The following is a 13639-nucleotide window of genomic DNA, read 5'->3' as shown; positions in this document are numbered from 1 at the left end:
CCAAATATGGCAAAAATAGCCAGATTGCTGCGGTGTTGTTATAGTGAACAGGCCATCCCAGCCTGCGAGCACCTGCCATGATTGCCTTGCCTGACCTGCTTGATCTGCCCCGCCAGAATGCCTCCCAGGTGAAGAACAAGTGGGCCGACGTTGTCCGTCTGGTCCATCAGTCCGGCACTGTGGCCGTGACCAACCACTCGACCGTGGAAATGGTGCTGCTGGCCGCCGAGACCTACCAGCAACTGATCGCCGAAGTACAAGCCTACAAGGCCCGGGAGCAATCGGCCCTGGAGGAGTTGACCCAACGTTTCGACGCCCGCCTGGAGGTTCTGCAACAGCCTGAATCTGCCGCTGGCGTGCGTTCGCTGCTGGCGGCCAAGGGCAAGCTGGGCAAGCGACCCAAGGCTGGATCCTCTTACTGATGAGTGAAGTAATACCCAGCGAACGTCCGTACATTTTCGTCTTGGCGGGCGTCAACGGCGCCGGTAAAAGCTCGGTAGGTGGTGCGCTTCTGGCTGAACACGGGCTGGATTGGTTCAACCCGGATAGCTTTGCGCGTGAGTTGGTCGGCTCGCAGGGCATTGAGCCTGTTCAGGCCAATGCCCTGGCTTGGGAGCACGGTCGCTCCCGGCTGGAAACCGCGCTGCTCCAGGGGTGTAACTACGCGTTCGAAACCACACTGGGTGGTAACACGATTGCGCGTTTGCTGGCTCAGGCCGCTCGGACTCATGACGTGGTGATGCTATTTTGCGGATTGTCGTCCGCGGAGCAGCATCTGCAACGGGTACGTTTTCGCGTGTCCGTTGGTGGTCACGATATTGCGCAAAAGAAGATTCGCGAGCGTTGGGTATCCTCTCGAGCGAATCTGGTCGCTCTGATGCCGCTGTTGGCGCACTTGCAAGTGTTCGATAACAGCGCCGACGCCGCACCGGGTGAGGATATTCCAGACCCCGTGCTGATTCTGGAGATGGTGGCTGGACAAATCGTTTTCCCGGATCCGGAAGATGCCGCTGCCTTGCAGGGCACACCACAATGGGCGCGGCCACTGGTGCAGGCCGCTATTGAATACCTTCCGGAATAGTCAGATCCTGCAAGGACCACATGGCTTTTGGCTTCAAAGCGCCGCCAGCGGCCCTTGATACAACACCGGTCCGGTCGGTTGCCCAGTCGGTGAGCCGCCCGTTGGCTCAAGGCTGACCGCCAGCACCACCGAGGTGCCGAGCAACGCCTTATGCGCTTCGCTCAACTCGACCCGCCCCTTGCCTTCTTTTGGTACCAGTCCCAGGGACACCGGCTTGCCGTCCACCGGAATCACCCACAGTTCCAGACTGCGGTCGGCTTGCACCGCCGCCAGGCTCAGCGGTTCCACTTGCAGGTAGTCGGCATGGGCCTTGATCCGCAATGCCGGGGTTTGTGTGCCGCTGAGCAGGGTCGCGCTGGCGTTCACCGGATCATGGTGATAGAACACGCCCAGGGCCACCACCAGCACCAGCGAGCAGGCCGCCGCGAGAATGCGTAATCCGTTCCAGAACGGCCGCTTCTCGGGCAGGTGCAAGCGTTGCGGATCGATCCTTGCGACGACACCTTGCCAGACGCGATCCGGCACCGGCTGATCGGCCACCGACTCGGTCAGGGTCATCAGGTTTTCCTGCCACTCGGCGACCTGGGCACGCAGTTTGGCGTCATCGCGCATCAGCGCTTCGAAGCGTCGGCGCGCGGCCTTGGACATCACGCCAATGGCATAGTCGGCGGCCAGGGCGCGGCGCAGGCGGGGATTCTGGTAGTTCATGATTCAAGGCACCTGCGCAGGCGTTCCATGCCGCGGCGTATCCAGGATTTGACCGAGCCCAGGGGCGCGGGCAGTTGTTCGGCCAGCTCCGCGTAGGACAGTCCGTGGAAGTAGGCCAAGGTGATCGACTGGCGTTGCATGCCTTCCAGGGTCTCCAGGCAGCGGTTCAGGGCACTGGCCTCGCGGGCGCTGTCGAGCAGTTCGTGGGCCGACGGGCTGTCGTCGGCCAGGCTGTCTTCCTGGCCATCGACCAGGGGCACCTCGCGAAGCCGGCGCAACTGGTCGATGGCCAGGTTGCGGGTGATATTGACCATCCAGGTCATCGGCGCCGAAAGGTGCGCCTCGTAGCGCGAAGCGTTGTTCCAGATGCGCACGAAACTTTCCTGGAGGACTTCCTCGGCCAGGTCGGCGCGGCCCAGGCAACGCAGGGCTACACCGTGCAGGCGTGGAGCGACGCTACGATACAGCGTCTCGAATGCGCGGCGGTTGCCCAGTGAGCACTGGGCCAACAGCTGCCTGAGTTGATCGGCGTCGGCGGTGGAAATGGGTGTTCTCCAGACCGTCACAAAACGATGAATGGGCCGCGCTTTGCGCTCGTTGCCGGCTGAGGGTAGTTCACGGCACGCGGTTGTTCCATTCATGGGGGGCCTCACGGGCTGGCCGATCTTGCGGAGATCTTGGCCATGGACCCGCAACGACGCTCAATAAGGTCCCTGCAGGAGCCGGCTTGCTGGCGATGAACCCAAGGGCTCCGTGGTGTTTCAGGCACCCCGCGTTACCGTTGACCGCCATCGCCAGCAAGCCGGTTCCTACAGTAGAGCGGTGGTAAGACTGGATCAGCTTTTGGGCGGCAGCACCTTGTCGATCACCTGGATCACGCCGTTGGATTGCATCACGTCATAGGTGGTGTGATCGGCGGAGTTGACCGCGTTATCGACGATGTCCTTGCTCGGCAGCATGCTCTGCCCGCCGACCAACACACTGCCGTGGTCCATGCTCATGCCGGCCGCCTGGGTCAGGCCACCGGACAACGCGAGGGTCAGCAAGCTGGCAATCAGGGGGACTTTGATCGAAGTGCGTTTCATGATGAGGGGTCCTTGTCGGTATGAAGTCGGTCAGGGAGTTCTGTCCGTGCTCCATATACGTAGCGGATCAAGGATCGGATGCAACGGCCGTAGATTTTTTACCGGCGCGGTGGGAGGATTCGGTAAGCGCGGAACAAGTCCGGTTTTTTTGACTCCAACGGCAAGTGTTCAGCGCCCGTTCCTGCTGGCGGGTGGTTTTGTTGACTTCGAGGTGTGGCAATGAAGATTTCTCGCGGTGTTGTACTGGCTTCGCTCATGGCATTCGCCGCTACCCCGGTGTTCGCGGCGTTCAGCCTGAACGATGCGGCCAATGCGGTCTCGTCCATGCAGGGTGGCCAGAATGGCGATGCGGCGGCACCGGTCGGCGGCTTGCTCAGCGCCCTGGGCTCGAAACTGCATGTCACCCCGGAACAGGCGGTGGGTGGCACCGGTGCAATGCTCGGCCTGGCGAAGAACAAACTCAGCAGCAACGATTATTCGCAGTTGAGCCATAGCGTGCCGGGGCTCGACCAACTGTCGGGCGACGGCGCCTTGTCCGGCCTCGGCGGTTTGCTCGGCCAGTCGGAGAGTTCGTCGGCGGTGGTCAGTGCGCTGAGCAATGTGCAGAACACCAATGACCTGAACAAGGCCTTCGGTGCCCTGGGCATGGACAGCGGCATGGTTGGCCAGTTTGCCCCGGTGATCCTGCAATACCTGGGGCAGCAGGGCGTCGGCGGCCCGTTGCTCAAGAGCCTGGGCGGCATCTGGGGGGCCGGTAGCTGATCAAACATCGGGCCCGAATAAAAACGCATCGAACGGTTCAAACTGTTCGATGCGTTTTTTTGTATGGGCGCAACGCTATTTTTGCGCTGGGCCGCGATTTTGTGGCAGCCGGCTTGCCGGCGATGGCGTCCGAACAGGCAGCGTAAGACTCAAGGGCCTCATCGCCGGCAAGCCGGCTCCTACAGGTGCAGGTCAAACGGGGCTGTCGACTCGCTCTCGCTGCGCAAGGCCGCGATGCGCTGGTCTTTCTCGTTCCAGAGTTGGTTGACCCAGTCCTGGATCCGCTGGCGAAACAGCGGGTCGTTCTCGTAGTCGCCTTGCCACAGGTCCGCGCTCAAGTCGCGGGTCTGGAAGTCGATGATGACCTTGGGCAGGTTGCCGCTGATCAAATCCCAGAACCCCGGGATCCGTTCTTGTGGATAAACCACGGTGACGTCGAGGATCGCGTCCAGCTGTTCGCCCATGGCCGCCAGCACGAAGGCCACGCCGCCGGCCTTGGGCTTGAGCAGGTGAGTGAAGGGCGAATCCTGCGCCTGGCGCTTGGCCGGGCTGAAGCGGGTGCCTTCCAGGTAGTTGACCACGGTCACCGGCTGGCGCTTGAACAACTCGCAGGCGGCCTGGGTGATTTCCAGGTCATGGCCCTTGAGTTCCGGATGCTTGTCGAGGAAGGCCTTGGAGTAGCGCTTCATGAACGGGTAGTCGAGCGCCCACCAGGCCAGGCCGAGGAACGGCACCCAGATCAGTTCTTTCTTGAGGAAGAACTTGAAGAACGGCGTGTGCCGGTTGAGCGTCTGGATCAGCGCCGGGATATCGACCCAGGATTGATGGTTGCAGACCACCAGGTACGAAGTGTCGCGGCGCAGGCCTTCGGCGCCGCGAATATCCCAGCGGGTAGGGATACACAGGGCGAAGATCTGCTTGTCGATCTCGGCCCAGGTTTCGGCGATCCACATCACCGCCGCGCTGGCGTAGTCGCGCAGGCGACCCGGCAGCAGCAGCTTGAGCAGGGCGAAGAGCATCAGCGGGCCGAACAGTACCAGCGTGTTGAGCAAAAGCAGGAACGTGACGAAACTGCCGGTGAGCAGGCGGCGCATACAGGGACTCTTTCAAAGCGTGAGGGCGCGCCATGATAAAGGCGGCGCGGGCAGACGCCAAATCCGGGGTTGCCAAGGGTGAAGCGTTGTTCTGGCCGTTTGATAGGGCGGCAATTCGGCGATAGGGCTAGTTTTTTCGAATACTTTCGAGTTGTTCACTGACTCGCGTACGGAGTGATGTTTGGTAGTAAGGATCTGATGGGCTGAGCTTGGTCAGGGCCTCGTCGTAGCTCGGTGGTAGTTCATTATAAGATGGAGGTTGATCCATATCGCTGCCAGATATCTGTCGCACGCGATTTATCGGCAGTCTCCCGGTGTCGGACTGCGATGATGAGGGTGATAGCTGAATGTGTCTTCGCCTGCTGGCTGACGGGGCTGCGTTCTGAGGAGTGGTCCAAGCCCTTTCTGATATGGAGTAGAACATCATGCTGTCTGGATCTCCGGGGACGGGGACGGCCAGGGTATTGGTGCCTGTTTGAACCGCTCCTGGCGGCCAGTCACTGTTCGATGGTGTACGTCGCTCACTTCGAGGTGGCAGTGGCGGCGCGGTGTTTCGAGGAGGCAGTGGCGGTGCGGTGTCTCGGGGAGGCAGTGGCGGTGGTGTCTCCATGATAGGCACTCTGGGAGGCGGTCGTCGGGGGATGATCGCCGGCGGCCTTATCAGGCCATTGCTTCTAGGCCACATTGGAAAATGTCCGGTTGGATCACTTCTGTTGATCGGATCTCCTTGGCAGTAAGCATAGGCATTCAACCCTCCCGAGCCAAATGGGCTCAGGCTGTCTGGGCTATTGAAGCGCATCAGCATCGGGTTGAATGCGCGGTAACCCATACCGAGCAAGTAATGCCCGGTCGCCGGTTCTGGTCGCTCGCCATTGAAACCTAGCAAAGCGTTTTCCAGCGAGTAGCCATAGGGCAAGTACTTCGTTGCCTGATGTGCGCCAGGACCCAGGCTATGCAACACCGAGCGTTGGCCATCGACGGCCAGCAATTGGTTGTCGACGCCATCGGTGTCTTGTTTGCGTTGCGCCAGTAGGTAGTCGTCATACTGAAATACGCTGAGTCGAGTCCGCCCCTGTATCTCAGTGACCAGTCGTCTTTTCTGGTAGAAACGTTGACCCGCTTGGCCTTGAAGGCTATGGCCGGTCAGGCGATCCAGCGGGTCGTAGGCGTAGCTGCAAAGTAGCCTGGCAGGGGGAGTGCTCATCGCGGGGCTCCTATCATGCTCGGGTCTCGATGTGACTTGGAGTATGAAATATATCGCCAGTGTCCGGTACTGATAGAAATAACAGGTTCACCCTCGACCAGAGCGAACCAATACCCAAATGTCGGTCTAAACTGGCGCGCAGTTATGTTCGTGCCTACCGAAAAGGAAGTGTCCCGTGAAATCCGTTCTTGTCCTGTTGTCGTTGTTGGCCCTGCCGGTCATGGCCGCGGAGCCGACTTTGTATGGTCGTTACGAATACATCCGGTTACCGGAAATCGGTCAGACCTTCAAGGCCAAGATGGACACCGGTGCTCTGACCGCCTCGCTGTCGGCCAAGGATATCGAGCTGTTCAAGCGTGACGGCGAGGACTGGGTACGTTTCCGCCTGGGCACGGCCGATGCCGACGGCAAGGTCTATGAGCACAAGGTTGCGCGGATCAGCAAGATCAAGACCCGTACCGAGGAAGACGAGGACGGCGAAGCCGCCGACCCGAGCAAGCGCCCGGTGGTGGAACTGGAGATGTGTCTGGGTAACGTCAAGCGCAGCGTGGAGGTCAACCTGACCAACCGCAGCAGCTTCAACTACCCGCTGCTGATCGGCGCCAAGGCCCTGCGCGAATTCGGTGCGGCGGTGAACCCGGCGCGGCGTTATACGGCGGACAAACCGGGTTGCTGATGTTTGCCAAGCAGCGTAGGTGAAGACGATAGTCGCTTTTACTAACTCCTCCGGACTCTATCCTGAGTCGTTTCTGGTCGGGGCAGGCCTGGCTTTAATGGCGGGCGTGGAGGAACTGGAGGAGGCGTCGCGTCTGGGTTGAGGGCGACGACCCTGTGGGGCGTGAGTAGGGCGGAGGCAGTTCGTCGTGCCGTGTGTAAGGCGGTGGCGGTTCTCCTATGCCGGGTCGGGGAGGGGGAAAGGCCGCCAAGAGCTTCGCGGGCAAGCTCCGCTCCCACAGTCTGCTGCTGTTCACCGATTTTGTGTACGACATAAAACGGTGGGAGCGGTGCTTGCCCGCGAAGAGGCCCTTGAGTTTTGCTCCGTCCATGCGGTCGCCATCGCCGGCAAGCCGGGCTCCTACAAGGGGATGTGGCCGTCTCTAGAAGGAGGGGCTCTGCTGGCGACGTTTCCACTGGCCCAGGCGCTGTTGCAGGCTCAACGGGCTGTGGATTTGCTGCTGCCGCGCCCGGCTGAACAGGATCAGCGCCAGCTCGGCGGTGGCCAGGGCATCGGCGCTGGCGTTATGCCGATCTTCCACCTGCAGCTTGAAATACTCGATCCAGTCGTCCAGCCCGGCTTCGCGCAAGGTCGCCCGTGGGCACAGCAATGGCGCCATATCGGCAACGTCGAAAAACGGATGTTGCAAGCGGTAACCGAGGCTGTCTTTCAGGGCGCGCGCGAGCATGTGCTGGTCGAAAGGCGCATGGAACGCCAGCAGCGGGCTGTCGCCGACGAACTCCATGAACGCCAGCAACGCCTGTGCCGGGTCGCTGCCGGCGGCCAGCGCACTCGGGCCGAGGCCATGGATCAGTACGCTGGGATTGACGCTCTGCCCGGGGCGTAGCAAGGTCCGTTCGAAGCATTGTCCCAGGTCGATGGCGCCGTCTTCGATGACCACCGCGCCGATGGACAGCACCTGGTCGCGGTTCAGGTTCAGGCCGCTGGTTTCCAGGTCGACGACAATCCAGCGCTGCTCCCGCAGGGAGCGCTCGTCCAGGGGCTGGGCGGTGGGCAACTGCCCGAGCCGTGTCAGTGTCGCGGTATCCAATGTCGGTTTGCTGGCTTTCAGCCAGGAAAACAGCTTCATAGCTGATACCGCAGGGCCAGGCTGCTTTGCAGGCGTTGCGCCTGGCGCAGGGCTTCACGCAGGATGCGCCGGTCCAACTGGTTGAGGCTGTCCGGATCGACCCGATTGGAATACGGCAGATTGTGCCGGGTTTGCAGTTGATGCTGCTGCAAGCGGGTCTGCTGGATAAAGTGATAGGCCTCTTCATAAGCCGCGCCGTCGAGGCGTTCGATCACGTCCTTGGCCACCAGCTGGCGCAGGCGTTCGAGGGTATTGCTGGCCTCGACGCCATTGGCCAACGCCAGCAGGCGGGCGCCGTCGACGAAGGGGGTCAGCCCCTGGACTTTCAGGTCCAGGGTGGCTTTGTCGCCGCCGTTGCGGCTCAGCACGAATTCGCGCAAACGCCCCACCGGCGGGCGCTGGCGCAGGGCGTTGTCAGCCATCATGCGCTGGAACAGCCGGTTGTCGGCGACTTGCTCGAGGATGCCCTGGCGCAGTTGTTCACAGCCCTGCTCATCACCCCAGACCACCCGCAGGTCGAAATAGATGCTCGATGCCAGCAGGTTTTCCGGGGTGGCTTCGCGAATAAAGGCAGCGAAGAGCCGCGCCCATTCGGCCCGCGACAGGCACAGCTTGGGGTTGCCGGCCATGATGTTGCCCTTGCACAGGCTGAAGCCGCACAGCGCCAGGTTCTGGTTGATCTGCTGCGCCAGGGGCAGCAGCTTGCCGCGAATCTCAGCGGCCTGGGCGGCGTCGCGGGCCTCGAACAGGATGCCGTTGTCCTGGTCGGTGTACAGCGTCTGTTCGCGACGGCCTTCGCTACCGAAGCACAGCCAACTGAACGGCACGCCCGGGTCGCCCTTGTCGGCCAGGGTCAGCTCGATGACCCGGCAGACGCTGTGGTCGTTGAGCAGAGTGATGATCTGGGTGATCTGGGTCGATGACGCACCATGGGCCAACATGCGCTCCACCAACTGGCCGATCTCGCCACGAATGGCGATCAGGCTGTCCAGGCGTGGGGCGCTGCGGATGGTGCGCGCCAGGTGCACCAGGTCGACCCGCTGCAGGGAAAACAGGTCGCGTTCGGAGACCACGCCGCACAGGCGCTGTTCCTTGACCAGGCAAACGTGGGCGATGTGCCGTTCGGTCATGGCAATCGCGGCGTCGAAGGCGCTGTGGTCGGGAGTCAGGGCAAAGGGCGCCTGGGTCATGTGCCGGTCGATGGGCTGGCTGAAGTCCTGGACGCCATCGGCCACCACCTGGCGCAGGTCGCGCAGGGTGAAGATGCCGATCGGGGCCTTGGCCTCATCGACCACCACGATGCTGCCGACCTGTTGCTCGTGCATCTGGCTCACCGCTTCGCGCAGCGGCGTGCCCGGACTGCAGGTCACGGGGTGGCGCATTGCTAATTCGCCCAGGCGGCTATTGAGCGAGTATTGGGTGCCGAGGGTTTCCACGGCTTTGCGCTGGACCTGCTGGTTGATCAGGTCGAGCAGGCTGCTGACGCTGCGCAGGGCAAAGTTGCGAAAGGCCTCGGAGGACGAGAACAGTTTGATGAACGCGGCTTTGTTCAATTGCAGGCAGAAGGTATCTTCGCCGGCCAGGTGTTCGGTTCGGGTGGCCCGCTCGCCCAACAGCGCCGCCAGGGGGAAACACTCGCCGCTGGTGATTTCGAAGACGGTTTCGCTGCCGTCCTTGGCGGTGTACGGGCGTTCACCGACCACGCGGCCCTGTTTGACGATATAGAAGTGCTCCACCGGCCCGTCGGCAGGCTTGATGATGCTTTCGCCAGTGCCGTAGAAACGCAGCTGGCACTGCTCGACCAGATAGGCCAGATGGGCGTTCTCCATCTGGTTGAAGGGCGGGAATCTCTGCAGGAACTGCAAGGTACCGTGGATGTTTTGCAACACCGCGGTCTTCCCGGCCAGGGTGAAGGCATCCGCTTTGCTCATGACCGCTATCGCTTTTTGTCCGTTGTTATGGGCGCTAGGAATCGCCGTTTCACCCATGGTCGGCTCCCGCTTCGCGAGTGCCCATTGGACGTAAGTCTAGGTTTGCGAAATGGCCTACAGTTGAATAAGGAGATTCTTAACAAATATCGACTTGGAAAACTTTCCGACGAAGTGCACATTGAGCATCCGTTTAGCGATGTCTTAGCACTGTGCCAGGGGATTGGATTGCCGAAGGGATACCAGAGAGCCGTATGTCTGACCACGATATTTTAAGCGATGCCGAGCGCGAGGCCATTCTGCAGGTGATGCAGGCGCCGCAATTGTCGAATCAGCGGGTCCTGATCGTCGATGACGACCAGGATGCCCGAGAACTGCTGTCGGAAATTCTCGCCCTGCACGACATCCACTGTGTGACCGCCGCCAGTGGCGCGGCGGCCTTTGCGTTGCTGGAGTCCAACCGCGGCATCGGCTTGCTGATCACTGATTTGCGCATGGCCGATAATGGGCTGGACCTGATCCGCAAGGTGCGTGGTTCGGAGCGGGCGGCACTGCCGATCATCATTGTGTCCGGCAATGCGCAGGTGCGTGATGCCATTGATGCGATGCATTTGAGTGTGGTGGATTTCCTGCTCAAACCCATCGATACCGAGCAGTTGCTGAAGCTGGTCAAGCGCGAACTGGGAATGGTGGTTTAGCCCTTGTGGGAGCCAGCAAGCCGGCTCCCACAGGTACAGTGTCCGGAATGAAAAAAGCCCTGATCGTTGCCGATCAGGGCTTTTGGTTTTCAGCGCGCAATTACAGGCCGTTGCGGGCCTTGAACTCGCGACGCCGACGGTGCAGTACCGGCTCGGTGTAGCCGTTGGGCTGTTTGGTCCCTTCGATCACCAGCTCGACCGCCGCCTGGAAGGCGATGTTGCTGTCGAAGTCCGGGGCCAGCGGGCGGTACAGCGCATCACCGGCGTTCTGCCGATCGACTACCGGGGCCATGCGCTTGAGGCTTTCCATGACCTGGTCCTGGGTGACCACGCCATGGCGCAGCCAGTTGGCGATGTGCTGGCTGGAAATGCGCAGGGTGGCGCGGTCTTCCATCAGGCCGACATCATGGATGTCCGGCACCTTCGAGCAACCGACACCCTGGTCGATCCAACGCACCACATAGCCGAGGATGCCCTGGGCATTGTTGTCCAGTTCGTTGCGGATGTCCTCGGCCGACCAGTCGGTATTGCTCGCCAACGGGATGGTCAGGATATCGTCGAGCGAAGCCCGCGCGCGCTTGGCCAGTTCGGCCTGGCGGGCGAACACGTCGACCTTGTGGTAATGCAGCGCGTGCAACGCGGCGGCGGTGGGCGACGGCACCCAGGCGGTATTGGCCCCGGCCAGTGGATGGGCGATCTTCTGTTCGAGCATCGCTGCCATCAGGTCGGGCATGGCCCACATGCCCTTGCCGATCTGGGCGCGACCTTGCAGGCCGGTGCTCAAACCGATATCGACGTTCCAGTTCTCGTAGGCGCCGATCCATTTCTCCGTCTTCATGGCCGCCTTGCGCACCATCGCGCCGGCCTCCATGGAGGTGTGGATCTCGTCGCCGGTACGGTCGAGGAAGCCGGTGTTGATGAACACCACGCGCTCGCTGGCGGCCTTGATGCAGGCTTTCAGGTTGACGGTGGTGCGTCGCTCTTCGTCCATGATCCCGACTTTCAGGGTGTTGCGCGGCAGTTTCAGGACGTCTTCGATACGGCCGAACAGCTCGTTGGTGAACGCGGCTTCTTCCGGGCCGTGCATCTTCGGCTTGACGATATAGACCGAGCCGGTGCGGCTGTTCTTGCGCACGCTGTTGCCGTTGAGGCTGTGGATCGCCGCGAGGCTGGTGAGCAGGCCGTCGAGGATGCCTTCGGGGACTTCGTTGCCGTGGCTGTCGAGGATCGCGTCGATGGTCATCAGGTGACCGACGTTGCGCACGAACAGCAACGAGCGACCGTGCAGGCTCAGTTCGCTGCCGTCGACGGCGGTGTAGGTGCGGTCGGCGTTCATGGTGCGGGTGAAGGTGGTGCCGCCCTTGGCGACTTGTTCCGCCAGGTCGCCCTTCATCAGGCCGAGCCAGTTGCGGTAGATCACCACCTTGTCATCGGCATCGACGGCGGCGACCGAGTCTTCGCAGTCCATGATGGTGGTCAGGGCCGCTTCCATCAGCAGGTCCTTGACGCCGGCGGCGTCGGTCTGGCCGACCGGGCTGCTGGCGTCGATCTGGATTTCGAAGTGCAGTCCGTGGTTCTTCAGCAGGATCGCGCCAGGGGCTGCGGCCTCGCCTTGGAAACCGATCAACTGGGCGTCGTTGCGCAGGCCGCTGTTGGTACCGCCCTTGAGGCTGACCACCAGCTTGCCGTCGACAATCTTGTAGCCCACCGAATCGACGTGGGAGCCGGCCGCCAGGGGCGCGGCTTCGTCGAGGAAGGCGCGGGCGAAGGCGATGACCTTGTCGCCACGGACCTTGTTGTAGCTTTTGCCTTTTTCCGCGCCGCCGGCCTCGCTGATGGCATCGGTGCCATAGAGCGCGTCATACAGCGAACCCCAGCGGGCGTTCGAGGCGTTGAGGGCGAAACGCGCGTTCATCACCGGCACCACCAGCTGCGGGCCGGCCATGCGGGCGATTTCGTCGTCGACATTCTGGGTAGTGGCTTGGAAATCCGCCGCTTCTGGCAGCAGATAACCAATGTCTTGCAGGAAGGCTTTGTAAGCCACGGCGTCGTGGGCCTGACCGGCCCGGGACTGGTGCCAGGCGTCGATGCGCGCCTGGAAATCATCGCGTTTGGCGAGTAGGGCTCGGTTCTTCGGCGCCAGGTCGTGGATGACCTTGTCGGCACCGGCCCAGAACTGGTCGGCGGTCAGGCCGGTACCGGGAATGGCTTCGTGGTTCACGAAGTCGAACAGGACTTTGGCGACCTTAAGGCCACCGACTTGAACGTGTTCAGTCATTGCTTGCCTCACTCTGCTCAGCTATTCACTTCTATTTAAAGCCTTGCGCGCTTCTCTAAACACAGTACCAGAACATGCCCTTGCAGGCGGCTGGGCGAGCCCCGCCAACGCGAGCGGGCAGGGCTTGGCGTGCTTTCGCAGGCACTCGGGCAGACATCGTTGCGACATTATGTAGTGCGTGCTGGCGCATACTACATGATGCGTCGGGGTTGTGAAAATTAGACTAAATACGTCGTTTCGCGACCAGCGGGTTCTGGCTGGTCATGCTACGGGCGTTGATGTTCTCAAGAAATATATGAATTGTTCCAGATAAATATAAAAATCGTACACGATTCTTGTTTGTGGGCTTATCACGGACGGCCGCACGGCGGCTGGTAATGGTCGTGCCTATACTGGATCAACCAACCAGAGGGCTATCCCGTGGACCATCTCGTACTGACTGTATTCGCACCCGACAAGGCCGGCCAGGTCGAACAGATTGCCCTGTGTATCGCCGAGCACGGCGGCAACTGGCTGGAAAGCCGTATGTCGGGCCTGGCCGGGCAGTTTGTCGGGATTGTCCGGGTCGAGGCGCCGGCCCAGGCCCATGATGCGTTGATCAGGGCGCTCCAGGCACTCGCCAGCCAGGGTATTCAGGTCCAGGTGATTCCCGGTAGTGGCGAAACCCCCGGCCAGTGGAAACCCATCGCGATGGAGCTGGTGGGCAATGATCGCCCGGGCATTGTGCGGGATATCACCCGCCTGCTGACTGAGCAGGGCATCAACCTGGAGCAACTGGTGACCGATGTCAGCCCCGCGCCGATGAGCGGCGACCTGCTGTTCCATGCCGAGGCAATCCTGGCGGTGCCCCTGGAGCTGCCGCTGGAAGCCTTGCAGTCGTGCCTGGAAACCCTGGCCGACGAACTGATGGTGGAGTTGATGTTGCGCGGCGACGAAGAGTGAGGCGGGTTATCCAGTTTTAACGGGGACGGGCCTGTGGATAACCTGGGGAGAGCC

General features: G+C 61.6%; 14 protein-coding genes. 6 read left to right on the top strand and 8 right to left on the bottom strand.

Annotation, left to right across the window (positions count from 1 at the left end):
- Positions 1-77 precede the first annotated feature (77 nt).
- Positions 78-422, top strand: a complete 345-nt coding sequence (locus tag M5B99_RS10380; RefSeq protein WP_191489568.1) for a type II toxin-antitoxin system Phd/YefM family antitoxin — start codon at positions 78-80, stop codon at positions 420-422.
- Positions 422-1081 (top strand): AAA family ATPase, encoded by a 660-nt coding sequence (locus M5B99_RS10375; RefSeq protein WP_248803944.1) that lies wholly within the window; start codon positions 422-424, stop codon positions 1079-1081. Before M5B99_RS10380 ends, M5B99_RS10375 begins: the two co-directional genes overlap by 1 nt.
- A 33-nt stretch (positions 1082-1114) precedes the next feature.
- On the opposite strand, the gene M5B99_RS10370 is transcribed toward M5B99_RS10375, so the two are convergent.
- The 3 genes from M5B99_RS10370 to M5B99_RS10360 all read right to left on the bottom strand — a co-directional run bounded on the left by M5B99_RS10370 (position 1115) and on the right by M5B99_RS10360 (position 2874).
- Complete coding sequence (locus M5B99_RS10370) at positions 1115-1789, bottom strand: anti-sigma factor domain-containing protein (RefSeq protein WP_248803943.1); 675 nt, start codon at positions 1787-1789, stop codon at positions 1115-1117.
- Entirely contained in the window at positions 1786-2430 is a 645-nt protein-coding gene (locus M5B99_RS10365; protein ID WP_248803942.1) for a sigma-70 family RNA polymerase sigma factor, read from the bottom strand. Before M5B99_RS10365 ends, M5B99_RS10370 begins: the two co-directional genes overlap by 4 nt.
- A 195-nt stretch (positions 2431-2625) precedes the next feature.
- Complete coding sequence (locus tag M5B99_RS10360) at positions 2626-2874, bottom strand: hypothetical protein (protein WP_248803941.1); 249 nt, start codon at positions 2872-2874, stop codon at positions 2626-2628.
- 219 nt (positions 2875-3093) lie between these two features.
- On the opposite strand from M5B99_RS10360, the gene M5B99_RS10355 reads away from it, so the two are divergent.
- Positions 3094-3636 (top strand): DUF2780 domain-containing protein, encoded by a 543-nt coding sequence (locus M5B99_RS10355; RefSeq protein ID WP_248803940.1) that lies wholly within the window; start codon positions 3094-3096, stop codon positions 3634-3636.
- A gap of 179 nt (positions 3637-3815) precedes the next feature.
- Here the strand turns inward: M5B99_RS10355 and M5B99_RS10350 are convergent, their stop codons facing one another.
- Together M5B99_RS10350 and M5B99_RS10345 are read right to left on the bottom strand one after the other, a co-directional pair.
- Complete coding sequence (locus tag M5B99_RS10350; protein ID WP_248803939.1) at positions 3816-4730, bottom strand: acyltransferase; 915 nt, start codon at positions 4728-4730, stop codon at positions 3816-3818.
- 127 nt (positions 4731-4857) lie between these two features.
- Complete coding sequence (locus M5B99_RS10345; RefSeq protein WP_248803938.1) at positions 4858-5934, bottom strand: RHS repeat-associated core domain-containing protein; 1077 nt, start codon at positions 5932-5934, stop codon at positions 4858-4860.
- A 175-nt stretch (positions 5935-6109) separates the two neighbouring features.
- Here M5B99_RS10345 and M5B99_RS10340 point away from each other — a divergent pair, with 175 nt between their 5' ends.
- Complete coding sequence (locus M5B99_RS10340) at positions 6110-6610, top strand: ATP-dependent zinc protease (protein WP_248803937.1); 501 nt, start codon at positions 6110-6112, stop codon at positions 6608-6610.
- 421 nt (positions 6611-7031) lie between these two features.
- Here M5B99_RS10340 and M5B99_RS10335 read toward each other — a convergent pair whose 3' ends face one another.
- Positions 7032-7739, bottom strand: a complete 708-nt coding sequence (locus tag M5B99_RS10335) for a PolC-type DNA polymerase III (protein ID WP_248803936.1) — start codon at positions 7737-7739, stop codon at positions 7032-7034.
- Entirely contained in the window at positions 7736-9670 is a 1935-nt protein-coding gene (locus tag M5B99_RS10330; protein ID WP_248803935.1) for a putative nucleotidyltransferase substrate binding domain-containing protein, read from the bottom strand. Before M5B99_RS10330 ends, M5B99_RS10335 begins: the two co-directional genes overlap by 4 nt.
- A 251-nt stretch (positions 9671-9921) precedes the next feature.
- On the opposite strand from M5B99_RS10330, the gene M5B99_RS10325 reads away from it, so the two are divergent.
- Complete coding sequence (locus tag M5B99_RS10325; protein WP_248803934.1) at positions 9922-10365, top strand: response regulator; 444 nt, start codon at positions 9922-9924, stop codon at positions 10363-10365.
- Between the two features lie 100 nt (positions 10366-10465).
- Here the strand turns inward: M5B99_RS10325 and M5B99_RS10320 are convergent, their stop codons facing one another.
- A complete protein-coding gene (locus M5B99_RS10320) occupies positions 10466-12643 on the bottom strand; it encodes a malate synthase G (protein WP_248803933.1) in 2178 nt (725 codons plus the stop codon).
- 420 nt (positions 12644-13063) lie between these two features.
- Between M5B99_RS10320 and M5B99_RS10315 the strand changes: the two genes are divergently transcribed.
- Complete coding sequence (locus tag M5B99_RS10315; protein WP_248803932.1) at positions 13064-13585, top strand: glycine cleavage system protein R; 522 nt, start codon at positions 13064-13066, stop codon at positions 13583-13585.
- The last annotated feature ends 54 nt before the right edge of the window (positions 13586-13639 follow it).

The sequence above is a fragment of the Pseudomonas sp. MWU13-2100 genome (assembly GCF_023242365.1).
Taxonomy (GTDB): domain Bacteria; phylum Pseudomonadota; class Gammaproteobacteria; order Pseudomonadales; family Pseudomonadaceae; genus Aquipseudomonas.
This window is presented reverse-complemented; position numbering and strand designations above follow the sequence as displayed.